Origin of the sequence: Pseudomonas sp. R5-89-07 (assembly GCF_003851685.1) — a bacterium.
Classification (GTDB): Bacteria; Pseudomonadota; Gammaproteobacteria; order Pseudomonadales; family Pseudomonadaceae; genus Aquipseudomonas.
In genome coordinates, this window is record NZ_CP027727.1 from 4,897,249 (window position 1) to 4,917,083 (window position 19,835).

Below are 19,835 nucleotides of genomic sequence, written 5' to 3' on the forward strand. Positions count from 1 at the left end.
GTGCATCACGGGCAGCACTGGGTTAATCGTCGAGGCGCTCTTCTAGCTGGCGCACTTCGTAGGTGAGCTTGTCGAGGAACTGCATGCGGCGCATCAGGCGCTCGGCCTGCTCGCGTTGCGCTGCATCATCCCAACAGGCCGCGAAGCTTTCGTTGAGCTCATCCTGGGCGGTTTTCAGACGACGCTTGAACACCGCGACTCCGGCCACATCGGCTTCGTCCTGCAAGTCTTCGAGTTCTTCGCGCCATTGCATCTGCTGCATCAGGAAGTCCGGATCGTGCACCGTGACCTCGATCGGCAGCTCGCCACCGTTCATCGCGAGCAGGTAACGCGCGCGCTTGGGCGGACTCTTGAGCGTCTGATAGGCTTCGTTGAGGCTGGCTGACCGCTCCAGCGCCAGGCGCTGCTCACGCTCGGAAGCGTCAGCGAAACGGTCCGGATGCACGCCACGCGCCAATTCTCGATAGCGCGTGGCAAGCTGCTCGAGGTCCAGCCGAAAGCTCGGTTGCAGCTCGAATAAAGCGAAATGACAAGGAGTACCCACAAGAAGCCTCAGATGTTGAAGCTTTCGCCGCAGCCACATTCACCGCGTACGTTGGGGTTGTTGAACTTGAAGCCTTCGTTCAACCCTTCCTTGACGAAATCGAGCTCGGTGCCGTCCAGGTAGGTCAGGCTTTTCGGGTCGATGATCACTTTCTCGCCGTGACTTTCGAACACCTGGTCTTCCGCCACTACCTCGTCGACAAACTCCAGCACGTAGGCAAGGCCGGAACAGCCCGTGGTGCGAACACCCAGACGAATCCCCTCACCTTTACCGCGCCCATTCAGGGAGCGGCGAATGTGCTGCGCAGCCGCTTCTGTCATGCTGATAGCCATCGTTGACTCCTTACTCGTCGCCAAATGCTTAGATCAAGCCTTTCTTCTGCTTGTAGTCGCGAACGGCCGCCTTGATGGCGTCTTCTGCGAGTACCGAGCAGTGAATTTTAACTGGCGGCAGGGCCAGTTCTTCGGCCAGCTGGGTGTTGCTGATGGTGACAGCCTCATCCAGGGTCTTGCCTTTCATCCATTCGGTCGCCAGGGAGCTGGAGGCGATAGCCGAACCGCAGCCGTAGGTCTTGAACTTGGCGTCTTCGATAACGCCAGCGTCGTTGACCTTGATCTGCAGGCGCATCACATCGCCGCACGCCGGAGCGCCAACCATGCCAGTGCCGACATCAGGATCTTGCGCGTCCATCTTGCCGACGTTGCGCGGGTTTTCGTAGTGGTCGATGACCTTTTCGCTGTAAGCCATGGTACTGATTCCTCACTCATCAGGGCCGCTCTGGAACCCTGTAGAAACGCCTGCGTTTTCCGCCACGTTCCTACAGAGCTTGGGTGGCGGCTTCTATATTTAGTGTGCCGCCCACTCGATCTTGGAGATATCGACACCGTCTTTGTACATGTCCCACAGCGGCGACAGAACGCGCAGCTTGTTGACGGCTTCGCAGACTTTCTGCGCGGCGTAGTCGACTTGCTCTTCAGTGGTGAAGCGGCCGAAGGTAAAGCGGATCGAGCTGTGTGCCAGTTCGTCGTTACGGCCCAGGGCGCGCAATACATACGAAGGCTCAAGGGATGCCGAGGTGCAGGCCGAACCGGACGATACCGCCAGGTCCTTGAGCGCCATGATCAGCGACTCGCCTTCGACGTAGTTGAAGCTCAAATTCAGGTTGTGCGGTACACGTGCAGTCATGCTGCCGTTGATGTACAGCTCTTCAAGGTTCTCGACCTGCTTGTAGAAGCGATCGCTCAACGCTTTGATGCGCACGTTTTCGGCAGCCATGTCTTCCTTGGCTACGCGGAAGGCTTCGCCCATCCCGACGATCTGGTGGGTCGCCAGGGTACCGGAACGCATGCCGCGCTCGTGGCCGCCACCGTGCATGGTGGCTTCGATACGCACGCGTGGCTTACGGCTCACGTACAGCGCGCCGATGCCTTTAGGGCCGTAGGTCTTGTGGGCCGAGAACGACATCAGGTCGACTTTCAGCTTGGACAGGTCGATCTCGACCTTGCCGGTGGACTGAGCAGCGTCGACGTGCAGCAGAATGCCCTTGGAGCGGGTCAGTTCGCCGATCGCTTCGATGTCGTTGATGGTGCCGATTTCGTTGTTCACGTGAATCACGGACACCAGGATGGTGTCATCACGCAGCGCGGCTTCGATCATGGCCGGGGTGACGATACCGTCGGTGGTCGGCTCGAGGTAGGTGACCTCAAAACCTTCACGCTCCAGTTGGCGCATGGTGTCGAGGACAGCCTTGTGCTCAATCTTGGTGGTGATCAGGTGCTTGCCCTTGGTCGCGTAGAAATGCGCTGCGCCCTTGATCGCCAGGTTGTCGGACTCGGTGGCACCGGAGGTCCAGACGATTTCACGTGGGTCGGCGCCCACCAGGTCGGCGACCTGGCGACGAGCGTTCTCGACCGCTTCCTCGGCTTTCCAGCCGAATACGTGGGAGCGGGAGGCCGGGTTGCCGAAGTTTCCGTCAACCAGCAGGCATTCGCTCATTTTTTGCGCGACACGTGGATCAACCGGGGTGGTCGCTGAGTAATCAAGGTAAATCGGCAATTTCATGGACTTTCTCCTAAATCAGGCTGGCTGGCGTGCCGTTAGCTCTGCGGCTGTCACTCGACGGCGGACGCTTCGATCTTGTCCAGACGCGGCGCCTTGGTGTTGCAACGGCGCTGGTCCTGACGCTGGGCTACTTCTTGCACCTCACGGCGAGTCACAAGATCAGCCAAGCTGATACCACTCAAAAACTCATGGATCTGCAGGCTCAAGTCACACCACAAGTGGTGCGTCAGGCAGGTGTCGCCGGCGTGGCAGTCACCCAGGCCCTGGCATTTGGTGGCGTCGACGGATTCGTTGACCGCGTCGATCACCTGAGCCACCTGGATGCCCTGCATGTCGCGGGACAACTGATAGCCACCACCCGGCCCCCGCACACTGGAAACCAGGTTGCTACGGCGCAACTTGGCGAACAGCTGCTCGAGGTAGGACAGGGAAATGCCTTGGCGCTCGGAGATATCGGCCAGGGACACCGGCCCAGTTTGCGCGTGCAAAGCCAGGTCGAGCATGGCAGTCACCGCGTATCGGCCTTTTGTAGTCAGTCTCATGGACAAGTACCAAGGTGTTTCAGAATGGGAGCAAGTATGCGATTCCCGAGTATTTAAGTCAACTATAAGACCTAGTACTTTAGTCAGGATTACCCGTAAAAAGGGCGCGCGAATCATAGCAGGACGGGGCGCAAGCGAACAGCAGGAACAGGACAGGGCAGGAATTCCCAGACCAATGAAGATCAAAATGTGGGAGGGGGCTTGCCCCCGATAGCGGTGGATCAGTCAATACATGGGGGCCTGACATACCGCAATCGGGGGCAAGCCCCCTCCCACAGGGGATCTGTGGTGGTGACGAGAACTCAGCCGGCCTTGGTGGCGGCTTCGTCCTTGATCTGGGCGAAGTCTTCTTCGCGCAACTCAGGCAATTCCTTGGCGCAGTAAGGGCTGCCCAGGTCCTTCAGCGCGCCGCACATCCCGTCCAACTTGCCATCCACCGCTTGCAGATGATCGAGCAGTTGGCCAATGGCGCGAGCCACCGGGTCGGGCATGTCTTCGCTGACACCGTAAGCGTCGAAACCGATCTTCTCGGCCATGGCCTTGCGCTTGGCTTCCTGCTCGTCGCCAACTTCGGGCTTGACGATGATCCGCCCAGGAATGCCCACCACCGTGGCACCGGGTGGCACTGCCTTGGTGACCACCGCATTGGAGCCCACCTTGGCACCGGCGCCTACAGTGAACGGGCCGAGCACCTTGGCGCCAGCACCCACCACTACGCCATCGCCCAGCGTCGGGTGGCGCTTGCCTTTATTCCAGGTGGTACCGCCCAGGGTCACGCCCTGATAGAGCGTCACGTCATCACCAATTTCAGCCGTCTCGCCAATCACGATGCCCATGCCGTGGTCGATAAAGAAGCGACGGCCAACCTTGGCGCCCGGATGGATTTCGATCCCGGTCAACCAACGCCCGAAGTTCGACACCAGGCGCGCCAGCCATTTCCAGCCCATGCCCCACAAGGCGCCGGACAGACGGTGAATCCAGATCGCGTGCATGCCCGGGTAGCAGGTCAGCACTTCAAAGGCGTTGCGCGCCGCCGGGTCACGGTGGAAAACACTCTGGATATCTTCTCGCAAACGCTCGAACATTTTTAATCCTTCCGCTTAAGGAGCTCGCCACGGGCCGCTTTCTGGGTTTCCGTGAGGATGCCACGCAATATATTCATTTCTGCCCGGCTGACCGAGCTGCGTCCGTAAAGGCGACGCAGGCGCGCCATCAAGTGCCGTGGTTTTTCAGGATCGAGGAACTCGATGGCCACCAGGGTTTGCTCCAGGTGTTCATAGAATCGTTCCAGCTCGTCCATGGTGGCGAGCTCGCCACTTTTGGTCGATGCAACCTCTTCCTTCTCCATCTTGCTGGGCTGACCGGCAGCTGCCAGCCAGGCCATGCGCACTTCGTACGTCAGCACCTGCACCGCCGCGCCGAGGTTCAGCGAACTGAACTCGGGGTCTGATGGGATGTGCACGTGGTAGTGACATCGCTGCAGCTCTTCGTTGGTCAGACCGGAGTCTTCACGGCCAAACACCAGGGCGATTTCTGCGCCACCGGCGGCCTCCTCCACCACTTTGGTGCCGCACTCACGCGGATCCAGCAGCGGCCAGGGAATGCGACGATCACGAGCGCTGGTGCCGAGCACCAGGTTGCAGCCGACCAGGGCATCTTCCAGAGTGGCGACAACCTGGGCGTTTTCCAGGATGTCATTGGCGCCGGATGCACGCGCATCGGCCTCGTGGTGCGGAAATACACGCGGCTCGACTAGCACCAGGCGTGTCAGCCCCATGTTTTTCATGGCTCGAGCTACCCCGCCGATGTTGCCGGGGTGGCTGGTATTGACCAGGACGACACGAATGTTTTGCAGCAAGGGAGGCGCTCTCGGACACGGGAAAGGGGAGCAAATCTTACAGAACCGCCCAAGGTTATGCCACGAAAGCTAACGTCGTCCTTCACCTGAAGAAAGTTTCTGCTAGAATGCCCGGCTTTCTTTAACAACCTTAGGTGACACATCCATGCAGCCCATGCTGAATATCGCGCTGCGCGCCGCCCGCAGCGCCAGTGAATTGATCTTCCGCTCTATCGAGCGCCTGGATACCATCAAGGTCGACGAAAAAGACGCCAAGGATTATGTATCCGAGGTGGATCGCGCCGCCGAACAGAAAATCATCGACGCCCTGCGCAAGGCCTACCCTACCCACGGCATCCTCGGTGAAGAAACCGGCCTGCACAAAGGTAGCGGCGAAGGCGAAGACTACCTGTGGATCATCGACCCACTGGATGGCACCACCAACTTCCTGCGCGGCATCCCACACTTTGCCGTGAGCATCGCCTGCAAATACCGTGGCCGCCTGGAACACGCCGTTGTTCTGGACCCGGTTCGCCAGGAAGAATTCACCGCTAGCCGTGGCCGTGGCGCCCAGCTCAATGGCCGTCGCCTGCGCGTCAGCGGCCGCACCAGCCTGGATGGCGCCCTGCTGGGCACCGGCTTCCCGTTCCGCGACGATCAAATGGACAACCTGGAAAACTACCTGGGCATGTTTCGCGCCCTGGTCGGCCAGACCGCAGGTATCCGTCGCGCTGGCGCAGCGAGCCTGGACCTGGCTTATGTGGCTGCCGGTCGTTTCGACGCGTTCTGGGAGTCGGGCCTGTCCGAATGGGACATGGCTGCAGGCGCCCTGCTGATCCAGGAAGCGGGCGGCCTGGTGAGCGACTTCACCGGCGGTCATGACTTCCTTGAAAAAGGCCACGTGGTTGCCGGCAACACCAAATGCTTCAAGGCAGTACTGACGGCGATCCAGCCGCACCTGCCGGCTTCGCTGAAGCGCTAAGCGAGCGAGCACAAAAAAGCACCCCGAGGGGTGCTTTTTTTATGCCTGGGATTTGCTGTGTAGTGAAACTCTAGCAACACCACCATTCAAATGTGGGAGGGGGCTTGCCCCCGATGGCAGTGGGTCAGAGCCTGATTGGCTGGCTGATACACTGCTATCGGGGGCAAGCCCCCTCCCACATTTTGAGCTGTATCGGTTTTTGAATCTGTTACTACTGGTTCTGGCCGAGGATCAGACGACCTTCTTTGTCGACCGGAATCTGGCCGCCTGGATCACGCTCCATACGTACCGTGCCTTCCTTGCCGTCCAGGTTGTAACGCACGTCGTAACCCACAACCTTGTCACTGATGTCGTTCACGGTGTTACAACGGGTCTGGGTAGTGGTGTAGGTATCACGGTTCTGCATACCTTCCTGAACCTTGTTACCCGCGTAACCGCCACCAACCGCACCGGCTACGGTAGCCAGCTTCTTGCCGTTACCACCGCCGATCTGGTTGCCCAGCAGGCCACCGGCAAGGGCGCCCACCACGGTACCGGCGATTTGATGCTGGTCCTGCACCGGACGCTGCCGGGTCACTGTGACGTCCTTGCAGACCTCACGCGGGGTTTTGATCTGGGTTTTCACCGGCTGTACCGCCAGTACTTGCGCATACTCAGGGCCGCTTTTTACCAGGCTGTAGGTGGCAACAGCACCCCCGGCAGTCACACCGACAGCACCCAATACCGCACCAACCAGCAACGACTTGTTCACGTTGAACCTCCTGACCATCACAAACGGATCGAAAGATCCGCGCTATACCCAGCCTTGGAGCAAAAAAAAGGGCGCGAGTTCAATCTCGCGCCCTTCTTGCAACCTTGGATCAACAAACGCCCATCAAGGACGGTCGTCGACCTCCTTGCCAGTGCTGGCCGGAGGGATCAGGTCTTCGCTGTTGAGGTTCAGCCAGATCAGCACCACGTTGGCGATGTAGATCGACGAGTAGGTACCCGCCAGAACGCCAATGAACAGTGCCAGGGAGAAGCCCCACAGGTTGTCGCCACCGAAGATCATCAGTGCCGCGATCGCCAGCAAGGTGGAGATCGACGTGGCCATGGTCCGCAACAGCGTCTGGGTGGTGGAGATGTTGATGTTTTCGATCAACGTCGCCTTGCGCAGTACGCGGAAGTTCTCACGAACCCGGTCGAATACCACGATGGTGTCGTTGAGCGAGTAACCAATGATCGCCAGTACCGCGGCCAGTACCGTCAGGTCGAAGGTGATCTGGAAGTACGCCAGGATGCCAACGGTCACGATCACATCGTGAATCAGCGACACAATGGCGCCGACACCGAACTTCCACTGAAAGCGGAACGCCAGGTAGATCATGATGCCGACCAGCGCCATCAGCATGCCGAGGCCGCCCTGGTCGCGCAGTTCTTCGCCTACTTGCGGGCCGACGAACTCGACGCGCTTGACCGACGCCGGGTTGTCGCCACCGACCTTCTGCAAGGCCTCGGCCACCTGGTGACCCAGTTGTGGGTCTTCGCCAGGCATGCGCACCAGCAGGTCGGTCGTGGCGCCAAAGCTCTGCACCACCGCCTCGTGATAGCCGGCCTTGACCAGCTCGTCACGCACCTTGGTTACGTCGGCCGGCTTCTCGTAGGTCAGCTCGATGAGCGTACCGCCGGTGAAGTCCAGGCCGTAGTTCAGGCCCTTATGGAACCAGCTGAACAACGCCAGAACGGTAAGGAGCACGGTGACGCCGAACGCAATGTTGCGAACGCCCATGAAGTTGATTGTACGTAACATGGCAGCCCCTTAAATCCACAACTTCTTGAAGTCACGCCCGCCAAAGATCAGGTTGACCATTGCGCGGGTCACCATGATGGCCGTGAACATCGAGGTAAAGATACCGAGGGACATGGTCACCGCAAAACCTTTGACCGGGCCGGTGCCCATGGCAAAGAGAATCCCGCCGACCAGCAACGTGGTCAGGTTGGAGTCGAGAATCGCGGTGAATGCCCGGCCGAAGCCTTCGTTGATTGCACGCTGTACGGTCATGCCGGCAGCGATCTCTTCACGAATCCGCGAGAAGATCAGCACGTTGGCGTCAACCGCCATACCCATGGTCAGCACGATACCGGCGATGCCTGGCAGGGTCAGCGTAGCGCCCAGCAGCGACATCAGGGCCAGCAGCATCACCATGTTGCCCGCCAGGGCCACCGTGGCGATCACGCCGAAGAAGCGATAGATGGCGATGATGAACAGCGACACGAACAACATGCCCCACAGCGCCGCATCGACACCCTTAGTGATGTTGTCGGCACCCAGGCTCGGGCCGATGGTGCGTTCTTCAGCGAAGTACATCGGCGCAGCCAGGCCACCGGCACGCAGCAGCAAGGCCAGTTCCGAAGACTCGCCCTGGCCGTTCAGGCCGGTGATACGGAATTGCGCACCCAGCGGCGACTGGATGGTCGCCAGGCTGATGATCTTCTTCTCTTCCTTGAAGGTCTGCACCGGCACGTCTTTTTCGACGCCGTTGACCATCTGCTTGGTGTAGGTGGTAACAGGACGTTGCTCGATGAAGATCACCGCCATGCTGCGACCGACGTTGCTGCGCGTGGCGCGGCTCATCAGTTCGCCGCCGTGACCATCCAGGCGGATGTTCACTTCAGGGGTACCGTGCTCGCCGAAACCGGCCTTGGCGTCGGTGACCTGGTCACCGGTGATGATCAAGCCACGCTCGATCAATGCAGGAGGACGGTTGCCTTCACGGAATTCAAACTCTTCGGAAGTCGCGCGCGAAGCACCCGGCTCAGCCGCGAGGCGGAATTCCAGGTTGGCGGTTTTACCCAGGATACGCTTGGCTTCAGCGGTGTCCTGCACGCCCGGCAGCTCAACCACGATACGGTTGGCACCCTGGCGCTGCACGATCGGCTCGGCCACACCCAGTTCGTTGACGCGGTTACGCACCGTGGTCAAGTTCTGCTTGATCGAGTATTCGCGGATTTCCGCGATCTTGGCCGGGCTCATCGCCAGACGCAGCACCGCCTGACCATTCAGGTCAGCCGGCACGATGTCGAAATCATTGAAGTTCTTGCGGATCAGCGCACGGGCCTGTTCGCGGGAAGCTTCGTCAGCAAAACCCAGCTGAATGGCGCCATTGAGTTGCGGCAGGCTGCGATAGCGCAGCTTCTCTTTGCGCAGCAGGCTCTTCACGTCGCCTTCGTAGACTTTCAGACGCGCGTCGAGGGCTTTGTCCATGTCGACTTCCAGCAGGAAGTGCACACCGCCGGACAAGTCCAGACCCAGCTTCATCGGGTGCGCGCCAATGCTGCGCAACCATTGTGGCGTGGTCTGTGCCAGGTTGAGGGCGACAACGTAGTCATCACCCATGACCTTGCGCACAACGTCTTTGGCCGGCAATTGGTCTTCCTGCTTGGCCAGGCGCAACAAGCCGCCCTTCGCACCAGCCGCCAATGTTGCCGCCTTGACCTGGATGCCCGCGTCAGTGAGCGCTTTGCTCGCGCGTTCCAGATCAGCCTGATTGACCTGCAGCGCAGTGCTGGCGCCAGTGATCTGGATCGCCGGGTCATCAGGATAGAGATTGGGAGCGGAATAAATAAAACCGATCGCCAGCACCGCCAGGATCAGTACGTATTTCCACAGAGGGTATTTGTTCAGCATCACGCCGCCCGCTTATAACGCGGGGCGCCTTGCGCGCCCCGTCGATTGGTAAAGGTTGTTACTTAGATCGCTTTGAGCGTGCCTTTAGGCAGCGTGGCGGCGATGGCGCCCTTCTGGAACTTCATTTCCACGGTGTCGGAGACTTCCAGTACCACGAAAGCATCGGAAACCTTGGTGATCTTGCCGGCGATACCGCCAGTGGTCACGACTTCGTCGCCTTTCTGCAGGCTGCCCAGCAGGTTCTTCTGCTCTTTGGCGCGCTTGGCCTGTGGACGCCAGATCATCAGGTAGAAGATGACCAGGAAGCCGACCAGGAAAATCCACTCGAAACCACCGCCCATAGGGCCGGCAGCGGCAGGCGCAGCGGCGTCAGCCATGGCGTTAGAGATAAAAAAGCTCATTTAGCACTCCAGTTGCAAATAGTGAATCTTAGGGTCGGGAAACTCAGTCCAAGGGCGGCACAGGGAGCCCGCGCTTGGCATAGAAGGCATCGACGAAGGCGGCCAATGTACCCTGTTGAATAGCCTCGCGCAAACCAGCCATCAGGACTTGGTAATGGCGCAAATTGTGGATGGTATTCAACATGCTACCCAGCATTTCCCCGCACTTGTCCAGATGGTGCAGATAAGCACGCGAGAAGTTCTGGCAGGTGTAGCAGTCACAGGTGGGATCCAGCGGCGAATCATCATGGCGATGGAACGCGTTACGGATCTTCAGCACGCCTGTATCGATGAACAGATGCCCATTGCGGGCATTACGGGTTGGCATCACGCAATCGAACATGTCCACACCGCGGCGCACACCCTCTACGAGATCTTCCGGTTTGCCAACGCCCATAAGGTAACGAGGTTTGTCTGCCGGCATCAGGCCCGGCAGGTAATCCAGCACCTTGATCATCTCGTGCTTGGGCTCGCCCACCGACAAACCGCCGATGGCCAAGCCGTCAAAACCAATCTTGTCGAGGCCTTCCAGCGAGCGTTTACGCAAGCTTTCATGCATGCCGCCCTGCACGATGCCGAACAACGCGGCGGTGTTATCGCCGTGGGCATTCTTGGAGCGCTGCGCCCAGCGCAACGACAGCTCCATGGAAATACGCGCGACGTCTTCGTCGGCCGGGTACGGCGTGCACTCGTCGAAAATCATCACGATGTCCGAGCCCAGGTCGCGCTGCACCTGCATCGACTCTTCCGGGCCCATGAACACCTTGGAACCGTCCACCGGCGAGGCGAAGGTCACGCCCTCCTCCTTGATCTTGCGCATGGCGCCCAGGCTGAACACCTGGAAACCACCGGAGTCGGTGAGGATCGGGCCTTGCCACTTCATGAAGTCATGCAGATCGCCATGCTTCTTGATCACTTCCGTGCCCGGGCGCAGCCACAGGTGGAACGTGTTGCCCAGGATGATCTCGGCGCCGGTGGCAACGATGTCACGCGGCAGCATGCCCTTGACGGTGCCATAGGTGCCGACCGGCATGAAGGCCGGGGTCTCGACGGTGCCGCGCGGGAACGTCAGGCGACCACGACGGGCCTTGCCATCGGTGGCCAATAATTCAAACGACATACGACTCATAAGTTGTCCTCAGGGCCGCGCGGCGCCGGATTGCGGGTGATAAACATCGCATCACCGTAGCTGAAAAAACGGTACCCATTGTCGATGGCGGCTTGGTACGCGGCCATGGTTTCCGGGTAGCCGGCAAATGCCGAAACCAGCATCAACAGCGTGGATTCGGGCAAATGGAAGTTGGTCACCAGGCAGTCGACCACATGGAACGGCCGGCCTGGGTAGATGAAGATATCGGTGTCGCCGCTGAACGGCTTGAGCACGCCATCCCGCGCCGCGCTCTCCAGCGAACGCACGCTGGTGGTGCCCACGGCAATCACCCGACCGCCACGCGCCTTGCACGCGGCAACCGCGTCCACCACTTCCTGGCTGACTTCCAGCCATTCGCTGTGCATGTGGTGGTCTTCGATGTTATCCACACGCACCGGCTGAAACGTGCCGGCCCCCACGTGCAGGGTCACATAGGCCGTCTCGACGCCCTTGGCGGCGATGGCGTCCAGCAGCGGCTGGTCGAAATGCAACCCGGCCGTCGGCGCCGCCACGGCACCGAGGCGCTGGGAGTACACCGTCTGGTAGCGCTCGCGGTCCGAGTCTTCGTCGGGGCGGTCTATATAAGGAGGCAACGGCATGTGGCCGACGCGTTCGAGCAGCGGCAACACCTCTTCGGCAAACTTGAGCTCGAACAGCGCGTCATGACGCGCCACCATCTCGGCTTCGCCACCGCCATCGATCACGATGCTCGACCCCGGTTTGGGCGACTTGCTGGAGCGCACATGGGCCAGCACACGATGGCTGTCCAGCACCCGCTCCACCAGAATTTCCAGCTTGCCGCCGGAGGCTTTCTGGCCAAACAGCCGCGCCGGAATCACCCGGGTATTGTTGAACACCATCAAATCGCCCGGGCGCAAATGCTCAAGCAAATCAGTGAATTGACGGTGTGCGAGGGCACCGCTCGGCCCGTCCAGGGTCAGCAGTCGACTGGCGCGACGCTCGGCCAAAGGGTGGCGAGCGATCAGCGAATCAGGGAGCTCAAAAGTAAAGTCAGCAACGCGCATGATGGGGTTCGTCTAGCAGGGCCGGGAAGTCTAGCCGAAATAGTCAAAATTGACCATGAAACGTGATTGACCAACGGTAATCTCATCTCTATACTTCGCCGCCATTGAGCCCTGATGGCGGAATTGGTAGACGCGGCGGATTCAAAATCCGTTTTCGAAAGGAGTGGGAGTTCGAGTCTCCCTCGGGGCACCATCTTAAAAAAAGACCTTGAAATTCAAGGTCTTTTTTTCGCCTGCAGAAAAGTGGGCAGTCGGCTGCTTCATCGCCCACCACCCCCTTTCAACCTGAAACACGATCCAAATGTGGGAGCTGGCTTGCCTGCGATTACGCCAGCCCAAACACCCTCAAAACCACCTGCCTACACACCAACCGATTCCCCCTCCTCCACCACCCCATTGGGCAACATCCCCTTCGCCAAATCATCGACCACCGCCTTCGCCATCTCCCCCAAATAATGCGCCGCCCAGGCGTAGCGATCTGCGCTGTTATCCATCGCTGCGTCCAAAGCCAGCATTTTGGAACAGTGCAGAAGCTCGGAGGCATGCTCCAGGGCATCGCGGATGGGTACGCCGGAATTGACGCGGAATAGACGGTGGAGGTTGGGCTGTTTGCCGCAGGTGGAAAAGGTGATGACGCCGAGGGTTTTGTTGAGGGGTGGGTTGATCATTGGGCACCTCCCAGGTGGGTGGAGGCGTAGACTACGGAATTGCGAGGGTACGACTGATCAGAAACGCTCATTAATAAGCTCCTAAGTAAGTGAGCCTATTGTTTTCGGATTATCAGGTCCGGTCGCTGGATTGGAAGCGACGGTGGAAGGTAGCGCAGGAGGGATTGGGGCTGGAAGGCTGGATCTGTGGCGAGAAGTTTCTGGCAGGCAGACCGGGATTAGGCGAGCGTCGGCGGAAACGACATGGTGGTCAGCCCCTCCTATCACGCTTACCGGGTGAGGGGATACACCGGCGGGCCGCTTTCGGCCAGAAGCTGCCAGCCATAACCGGTTCTCGCGAGCGAAGTAAGGCCCCCCGTAGATGTAAAAAATGACGGTGGATAGGTACTGGAGCGCACGTGTCGTCACTTGCTAGCGCGACGAAGTTTAAGGTTTTTCGCGAAATGGACGATATGGAAGGAACATTTTCCAATCAGTAGGCAAGGCGGAGCGCAGGAGTTGAACGGCGTTGATAGGACGATCGGAAGGCGCCAAATCGCTAATCGTGAATAACATATAAAAGGGAAGTTTGTGTACAAAATATTATTAGAGAGTGACTATAATAAACACCCATCGTCAGGGTGGGTTTATTTATCGCCTAGCAGCTGGGATGATTATAATTTCAAGACAACATTTTCAGTATCTGTGCTCTGCCAAGGTTCAGTACTCCGCCTTGGTGAAGTAAAAATCGGGTATGAAGATCAACCGGCTGGATGGACTCGGGATGTTCTTAAAGGTAAAGAGCTACTAGGTCTTCCAAAGAATTTTTTCTCGATAGGCCAAGATATCGCCTATTACGAAATTCTACATGAGAACTTTAGCCCAAGCGATGTTAATAACATATTGGAATCAATGCGTGACGCCTCGTGGATGGATGAGGTATTACGCCAGTCCCAGAAACATGAAGTTTTCCGTTACTCACTATTAAGAACGGTGAGCCTGGCAGCTTTCCCTCAATATAAAAGAACTGCCAGAGGCCTTCCACCCCTCACCCCTTACAAGTTTTGCTATAATCACTCAAAAAAAAATGGCAGCAATATATCGTTAGGCTTTAATGTTAAGCCTGGCTCAATGCCGCCAACTAACATACATGTTCTTATTGGGAGGAATGGAGCTGGCAAAACAACGATACTTAACTCTATGGTTTCAAGTATTGTTGATAGAGTTCATTGTTGCGATGGAGGTTTTCTGGTAAGTGTGGCAGGAGTGTATTCAGAAATGCCCAAGCAATATTTCAGTAGCGTGGTTTCTGTCTCTTTCAGCGCATTTGATACGTTCATGCCACCCGATAATCGCCAAAATAGATCTGAAGGAGTAGCTTACTTTTATATCGGTATGAAGCGCCGAGTTATTTGCGATAATGGAGAGATTTCCGCTATAGCAAAGGGGCCCTCAGATTTCCTCGCTGAAACATTAGAGTCTATTGAGTCCTGCTGGAGCCAGGAAAGAAAGCGCAGTAGGTGGGTCGCAGCGATCAAACGACTAGAGTCAGACTTGAATTTTGCCGAGATGAACCTAGCCGAACTCTCCTTGCAGCCTTTTGAATGGGTTAAAGATAAAATTATTGAAAAAATAAGAAGCGCCAGTTCAGGCCACTTTATAATTTTGCACACTATTACGCATTTGGTTGACGTAGTAGAAGAAAAAACGCTCGTCCTCATGGATGAGCCAGAGACCCACCTGCACCCACCGCTGCTTTCTGCATTCATGAGGGCGCTGGCAGATCTCCTAATGGATCGCAACGCTATTGCTCTTATCGCCACGCATTCACCAGTGGTCTTGCAAGAGGTGCCAAATTCATGTGCTTTCGTATTGACGCGAAACGGCGATCAACAGCGGATCGATCCGCCCGAAAGAGAGACTTTTGGGGAAAATGTTGGGGCGCTCACCAAATCAGTATTTGGGTTAGAATCAATAAAATCCGGATTTCATGACATTCTAGCGAGCTCAGTACAAAGCGGACAGTCATTCGAAGAAATTCTATCTGAGTATTCCGGACATTTAGGGCTGGAAGGGCAGTTAATATTAAGAGCAATGCTTGAGTCGAAAAGTCAGTCGGGGATTGACTGAATGAATATCCTGCCCAAACTGAATATTGACTCGGTTGATGTTTTCGATGCCTGTGTTAGCAGTATTAAAGATCCCGGGCTTCGCGCCAAATTCGTTGACTCAAAGAACGATATTCTAGCTGAGTTTCGGAGCTATGTCGGCCACGCAGCTTTGGAGAATTTATCCTGTTTGAAATCCTGCGAACATGGAAAAGACTGGCAAACTATAATTAAGTCTCTAACTAAAGGGCACTTCAAGCAACTTTATACACAGTGCATGGTTGGTCCCGAAAGTAACGGGAGAGTTTATTATGACAAAATTCTAAATAGTATACCTCTTAGTATGTGTCCGCTGTGCGATTTGACTCATGTCGACAGTGTTGATCATTTCGCCTCCAAGTCTCGATATCCACTTTTTTCTGTTCTTGTAGACAACCTAGTGCCAGCTTGTATGAAGTGCAATAAAAGCAAGGGTGCTTCCGTAATATCGAAAAAAAATGAATCTTTACACCCATATTTTGAGCATTCAATTCTCACTAGCGAGCCATGGCTCTATGCTCAGTTGAAAGGGACCGCACTACCAGTGGCGAAGTTTTTCGTAGATCCCCCTGCGCATTGGTCACCACAATTAAAGAAAAGAATATCGAATTATTTCCAGGATTTGGAACTTGAGAGTCGATATGCAAAGCGCGCAGCATCCGAAATAGCAGACTTGCTTAGTTATAGTGGCGACTTATCGTCGAGAGCTAAGGAGTTTGCCACGATTGCTACAGTTGAGCGAGCTAAGAAAAAGAACTTATGGAAAGCAGCTTTATATGAGGCTTTGGCATCTCAATATAGCAGTACGCTATGAGCCAAAGGACTTAGCAGGTATGTAGGCTTTGCGCGAGCTTTCAACCTGGCAGCTTATTCTCCCTAGAGCTTGCTCGGCGGATCGTCAGGAGAGATACCTCATTCTCTGAGAGGCTGCTTTTGGCCGAAAGCCGCCCTTGACTAAGGGAAGCAGCTTTATAGCTGCGCAGTTTTCTCCCATTTCGGCGTCCCGCGCTGCGATCCATGCGATAACCAGTTGATCCATACCGAGATATGGGGTCGCGTAACTGCAACGCTCACAGGAAAAAAGGAGACGGATTTATTTCTGGGAAACGTTTCAACGTGGAGTTGAGTTTCGTCTGAACAGCTCGCCCCCTAGCTGAACCTCCCACCCATCCACCTGGTCGCTAACGCTCGTCGATCAAGCCGAATTCTCCCCATGCGTATGCATCACAACCATACGCACCACGCCTCCACGGGCGTCAACAGGGAGAATCTCCGCAATGTCTGAACCCAAAAATCCCCAGCTCCAAGGCTCCCAGTCCGACGGTTCTGCCGCCGGCGGCTGGCCTGCACTAAACGCCGTCAACAAGCACCTGCTCCACCAGCACGTCCTGCTCAAGGGCAACCGCACCTTGCTATCCATGAACAAGCCGGACGGTTTCGACTGCCCCAGTTGTGCCTGGCCAGACCCAAAGAAGCCGCACACCTTTGAATACTGTGAGAACGGGGCCAAGGCGCTGGCGTGGGAGTCGACCAAAAAGCGGGTCACGCCCCAGTTTTTCGCTCAGCATACGGTGAGTGAGCTGGCTACCTGGAGCGATCACGACCTGGAGGATCAGGGCCGTATCACTGAGCCGATGCGTTATGACGCGGGCAGCGACAAATACTTGCCGGTCAGTTGGGACGAGGCTTTCGCCGAGATCGGGCAGGAGCTGCGCCAATTGAGCGACCCGTGGAAGCTGGAGTTGTACACCTCGGGGCGTACGTCAAACGAAGCGGCGTTTTTGTATCAGTTGTTTGGCCGCTTGTATGGCATGGCTAACTTTCCTGACTGCTCGAACATGTGTCACGAGACCACCAGCGTGGCGCTTCCCGAGTCGATCGGGGTTGGCAAAGGCACCACCACGCTGGAGGACTTCGAGAATGCCGACGCGATTTTCATCTTCGGTCAGAACCCTGGTACCAACAGCCCGCGCATGATGTCGGAGCTGCACGCCGCCGCGCGCCGGGGTGCGAGCATCATCTCGTTCAACCCGCTGCGCGAGAAGGCGCTGGTGCGGTTTGCGTCACCCCAGGACCCGCGCGATATGCTCAGTCGCAGCGGCGTGAAGATCAGCTCGCAATACCATCAGGTCAGAATCGGCGGCGACATGATTGCCGTGCAGGGCATCTGCAAAGCGGTGATCGAGGCGGACGATGCGGCGCAGCGTGAAGGGCTGCCGCGTGTGCTGGATGTCGACTTCATCGAGGAGCACACCCACGGCCTTGAGCGGTTCGCTGATTACTGCCGGCAGCTGCCGTGGGAGATCATCGAGCGTCATTCGGGCCTGACGCGTCAGGCGCTGGAAGAGGTGGCGGCGGTGTATATGCGTTCGCAGCGGGTGATCTGTTGCTGGGGCATGGGCATTACGCAACACAAGCGCGGTGGCGACGCGATGCAGCAGATCATTAACCTGCTGCTGCTGCGCGGCAACATCGGCAAGCTGGGCGCGGGGGCTTGCCCTATTCGCGGCCACTCCAATGTGCAGGGTGACCGCACCATGGGCATCTACGAAAAAGCCGGCGAGCCGTTCCTGGCCAGCATGAGCAAGGTGTTCGGTTTCGAGGCGTCCCGCAAAGGTGGGCATGATGTGGCCGAGGCCTGTGAAGCGCTGCTGCGCGGCGAGGTGGAAGCGTTTATTTCGATGGGCGGCAATTTCTTCCGTGCCATCCCGGATATCGACGTGGTGTGCCCGACCGTCAAGCGCCTGAAAATGACCGTGCTGGTCAATACCAAGCTCAACCGCAGTGCAACGGTCCATGGCCAGAAAGCGTTTTTGCTGCCGTGCATCGCCCGCTCGGAGCTGGACATGCAAAACGGCGTGGCGCAAACCGTTACGGTGGAAGACTCGATGTCGATGGTGCACGGCTCGACCGGCATGCTGGAGCCTGCGTCGAAACACCTGATCTCCGAAGTGGCGATTATCGCCGGTATGGCCAAGGCGACGCTTGCACCCAACCCCAACGTGGATTGGGACAGCTACGTGAGCGATTACGCGCGTATCCGCGACAAGATCGAAGCCGTGCTGCCCGAGCAGTTTTATGACTTCAATCAGCGCATCAAAGAGCCAGGCGGTTTCCGCCTGCCCAATGGCGCCAGCGAGCGCCAGTGGAACACCCATTCGGGCAAGGCCAACTTCCTCTTTCCCGAGGGGGTTTTTGACGAAGACGACACGCCACCGGGCGCTGATCATCTGCAGTTGATGACGATCCGCAGCCATGACCAGTTCAACACCACGGTGTATTCCAACGATGATCGCTACCGGGGTATCTACGGCGACCGCATGGTGGTGATGCTCAACCCGCAGGACATCGAGCGCCTGGGACTCAAGGCTGGGGACTACGTCGAATTCCAGACAGCCCTCGACGAGACAACGCCGCGTCGTGCGCCCGGCTTCAAAGTCATCCCCTTCGACGTACCGCAAGGCTGTTGCGCCGCCTACTACCCGGAGACCAATGGCTTGCTGCCACTGGCGAATCGGGACAGCCGCAGTAACACACCGGCGGCGAAATCCATCCCGGTGAACCTGGTGCGGATGAATCCAGAGCAGACGCAAGTGGCATTGGAACGGCGCGGATTGATTGCGGCGGCCAGTTAGGCCTGGTTTTACCGCTCGCTACCCCACTGTAAAAACGAAAAGAGGGGACGGATTATTTTCAGGAAAAATGAATCGTCCCCTTTTCGCTCGCCCCAGCCATCACCAAGAAGTTCAAGCCAAACGATTCGCAGCATTTGGTTCTTTTTTTTCGCGCTTGGAACAGTGATCATCGCCCTCCTTTAAATCCCCAGGAACAGAGACCATGGAATTGACGCTGGAAGCGGTTGCGCTCTTTGCACTGAAGCTTGTGCATGAGACAGACGGCGGCAGTCCGGTTTTGCGGGATGATCTGGTGATGCAAGCGTATGACCGTGAGGTGTTTGGGTTGTTGGTGCGCCAGGGGGATGTGGGGACAATTCAGCTCAAAATCGATGAGTGCATCAGGCAGGCGCTGACTGCACTGGGTGGAACCGATACGGTAATGGGGCGCGAACTGCAAAGGCTCGCGACCGCCGTACACAATACGGATCAGCTCGATGCATTGAGCGCACCGCTAACCACCCTCAAGGACTACCTGAAAGACATCCAGTGAATCGGTGATCAGCATTCCGGCGAGGTACACCATCAACACCGCCACGCCCGCATCCAGCCAGCGCCACACCGCCCGCGTTCGAAACAACCCCGTCAAGCGCTGACAGCCAAGCGCCAACACTACAAACCACACTAGCGATGCGGTCATCGCCCCCGTCGCAAAGAGTACTTGCTGGCCTGCCGGTTTAGCGGCGCCGATCGAGCCGATCAGCACGACGGTATCAAGCCACGCATAGGGGTTGGCAAAACCCAGCACCATTGCCGCACGCAACAGCCCTCGTTGCGAATGGCCGACTTGGGTGGCCGGCATGGACTGGTCACGCAGGCAAGCCAGCAGGCGCTGGCCACCGAACAAAAGCAAATAGGCCGCGCCGGAAAGTAGCAAGAGCGCTACCAGCTTGGGACGGCTGTCCAATAGCGAACCCAAGCCCGTGATGCCCATAGCGATCAACAGCATATCGGAGACTACGCAGATGGCGACCACTCCCCAGATGGGGCCACGGCTGACACCTTGGCGGATGACCAAGGTGTCTTTCGGGCCTGGGGCTGCGAACAGACCGATGCCCAGGAGCAAGCCTTCGAGGTAGAGCGCACTGAAGTAGGGAGCCATAAAGTGTCCGTGCCCAT

20 protein-coding genes and 1 tRNA gene are annotated in these 19,835 nt (G+C 57.5%); 6 read left to right on the forward strand and 15 right to left on the reverse strand.

All coding sequences use genetic code 11. The features are described 5' to 3' along the window. Positions 1–22: 22 nt before the first annotated feature. From hscB to trmJ, 7 genes are all read right to left on the reverse strand, one after another. Positions 23–544 (reverse strand): co-chaperone HscB, encoded by a 522-nt coding sequence (hscB, locus tag C4J94_RS22355; protein ID WP_124388104.1) that lies wholly within the window; start codon positions 542–544, stop codon positions 23–25. An 8-nt stretch (positions 545–552) separates the two neighbouring features. Then, positions 553–876 (reverse strand): iron-sulfur cluster assembly protein IscA, encoded by a 324-nt coding sequence (gene iscA / locus C4J94_RS22360; RefSeq protein WP_003175963.1) that lies wholly within the window; start codon positions 874–876, stop codon positions 553–555. 28 nt (positions 877–904) lie between these two features. Then, the gene (iscU, locus tag C4J94_RS22365) at positions 905–1,291 is read right to left on the reverse strand and encodes a Fe-S cluster assembly scaffold IscU (RefSeq protein ID WP_034100437.1); all 387 of its coding nucleotides are present in this window, start codon (positions 1,289–1,291) and stop codon (positions 905–907) included. A 99-nt stretch (positions 1,292–1,390) separates the two neighbouring features. Beyond that, positions 1,391–2,605 carry an IscS subfamily cysteine desulfurase gene (locus C4J94_RS22370; RefSeq protein ID WP_065887478.1) on the reverse strand — a complete coding sequence of 405 codons (1,215 nt, stop codon included), beginning with the start codon at positions 2,603–2,605 and terminating at the stop codon, positions 1,391–1,393. Positions 2,606–2,655: 50 nt separating this feature from the next. Then, a complete protein-coding gene (iscR, locus tag C4J94_RS22375) occupies positions 2,656–3,147 on the reverse strand; it encodes a Fe-S cluster assembly transcriptional regulator IscR (RefSeq protein WP_003194020.1) in 492 nt (163 codons plus the stop codon). 302 nt (positions 3,148–3,449) lie between these two features. Next, positions 3,450–4,232 (reverse strand): serine O-acetyltransferase, encoded by a 783-nt coding sequence (gene cysE, locus C4J94_RS22380; protein ID WP_124388105.1) that lies wholly within the window; start codon positions 4,230–4,232, stop codon positions 3,450–3,452. Between the two features lie 2 nt (positions 4,233–4,234). Beyond that, positions 4,235–5,005, reverse strand: coding sequence for a tRNA (cytosine(32)/uridine(32)-2'-O)-methyltransferase TrmJ (gene trmJ, locus C4J94_RS22385; RefSeq protein WP_124388106.1), 771 nt, complete (start codon positions 5,003–5,005; stop codon positions 4,235–4,237). 145 nt (positions 5,006–5,150) lie between these two features. On the opposite strand from trmJ, the gene suhB reads away from it, so the two are divergent. Continuing rightward, positions 5,151–5,966 (forward strand): inositol-phosphate phosphatase, encoded by an 816-nt coding sequence (gene suhB / locus C4J94_RS22390; RefSeq protein WP_003175971.1) that lies wholly within the window; start codon positions 5,151–5,153, stop codon positions 5,964–5,966. 211 nt (positions 5,967–6,177) lie between these two features. Here the strand turns inward: suhB and C4J94_RS22395 are convergent, their stop codons facing one another. The 6 genes from C4J94_RS22395 to queA form a co-directional block, all read right to left on the reverse strand. Further along, positions 6,178–6,717, reverse strand: coding sequence for a glycine zipper 2TM domain-containing protein (locus C4J94_RS22395; protein WP_124388107.1), 540 nt, complete (start codon positions 6,715–6,717; stop codon positions 6,178–6,180). 123 nt (positions 6,718–6,840) lie between these two features. Next, positions 6,841–7,755: a protein translocase subunit SecF gene (gene secF, locus C4J94_RS22400; protein WP_124388108.1), complete on the reverse strand. Its 915-nt coding sequence runs from the start codon at positions 7,753–7,755 to the stop codon at positions 6,841–6,843. 9 nt (positions 7,756–7,764) lie between these two features. Further along, a complete protein-coding gene (secD, locus tag C4J94_RS22405; RefSeq protein ID WP_124388109.1) occupies positions 7,765–9,633 on the reverse strand; it encodes a protein translocase subunit SecD in 1,869 nt (622 codons plus the stop codon). 62 nt (positions 9,634–9,695) lie between these two features. Then, positions 9,696–10,034 (reverse strand): preprotein translocase subunit YajC, encoded by a 339-nt coding sequence (gene yajC / locus C4J94_RS22410; protein WP_003175975.1) that lies wholly within the window; start codon positions 10,032–10,034, stop codon positions 9,696–9,698. Positions 10,035–10,077: 43 nt separating this feature from the next. Next, positions 10,078–11,193 carry a tRNA guanosine(34) transglycosylase Tgt gene (gene tgt / locus C4J94_RS22415; RefSeq protein ID WP_003175976.1) on the reverse strand — a complete coding sequence of 372 codons (1,116 nt, stop codon included), beginning with the start codon at positions 11,191–11,193 and terminating at the stop codon, positions 10,078–10,080. 5 nt (positions 11,194–11,198) lie between these two features. Further along, the gene (gene queA / locus C4J94_RS22420) at positions 11,199–12,248 is read right to left on the reverse strand and encodes a tRNA preQ1(34) S-adenosylmethionine ribosyltransferase-isomerase QueA (RefSeq protein ID WP_124388110.1); all 1,050 of its coding nucleotides are present in this window, start codon (positions 12,246–12,248) and stop codon (positions 11,199–11,201) included. A 108-nt stretch (positions 12,249–12,356) separates the two neighbouring features. Here queA and C4J94_RS22425 point away from each other — a divergent pair. Next, positions 12,357–12,441, forward strand: a tRNA-Leu gene (locus C4J94_RS22425). Positions 12,442–12,607: 166 nt separating this feature from the next. Here the strand turns inward: C4J94_RS22425 and C4J94_RS22430 are convergent. After that, entirely contained in the window at positions 12,608–12,916 is a 309-nt protein-coding gene (locus C4J94_RS22430) for a DUF3077 domain-containing protein (protein ID WP_124388111.1), read from the reverse strand. A 570-nt stretch (positions 12,917–13,486) separates the two neighbouring features. Between C4J94_RS22430 and C4J94_RS22435 the strand changes: the two genes are divergently transcribed. The 4 genes from C4J94_RS22435 to C4J94_RS22450 all read left to right on the forward strand — a co-directional run bounded on the left by C4J94_RS22435 (position 13,487) and on the right by C4J94_RS22450 (position 19,209). Then, positions 13,487–15,025 (forward strand): AAA family ATPase, encoded by a 1,539-nt coding sequence (locus tag C4J94_RS22435; protein WP_124388112.1) that lies wholly within the window; start codon positions 13,487–13,489, stop codon positions 15,023–15,025. Continuing rightward, the gene (locus C4J94_RS22440) at positions 15,026–15,856 is read left to right on the forward strand and encodes a hypothetical protein (RefSeq protein WP_124388113.1); all 831 of its coding nucleotides are present in this window, start codon (positions 15,026–15,028) and stop codon (positions 15,854–15,856) included. It begins immediately after the preceding gene. Positions 15,857–16,319: 463 nt separating this feature from the next. Beyond that, positions 16,320–18,677, forward strand: a complete 2,358-nt coding sequence (locus C4J94_RS22445; RefSeq protein WP_124388114.1) for an FdhF/YdeP family oxidoreductase — start codon at positions 16,320–16,322, stop codon at positions 18,675–18,677. A 202-nt stretch (positions 18,678–18,879) separates the two neighbouring features. Continuing rightward, complete coding sequence (locus C4J94_RS22450; protein ID WP_124388115.1) at positions 18,880–19,209, forward strand: hypothetical protein; 330 nt, start codon at positions 18,880–18,882, stop codon at positions 19,207–19,209. On the opposite strand, the gene C4J94_RS22455 is transcribed toward C4J94_RS22450, so the two are convergent. After that, on the reverse strand, positions 19,171–19,818 hold the full coding sequence (locus tag C4J94_RS22455; protein ID WP_124388116.1) for a LysE/ArgO family amino acid transporter: 648 nt from the start codon (positions 19,816–19,818) through the stop codon (positions 19,171–19,173). The genes C4J94_RS22450 and C4J94_RS22455 overlap by 39 nt on opposite strands. Between the last annotated feature and the right edge of the window lie 17 nt (positions 19,819–19,835).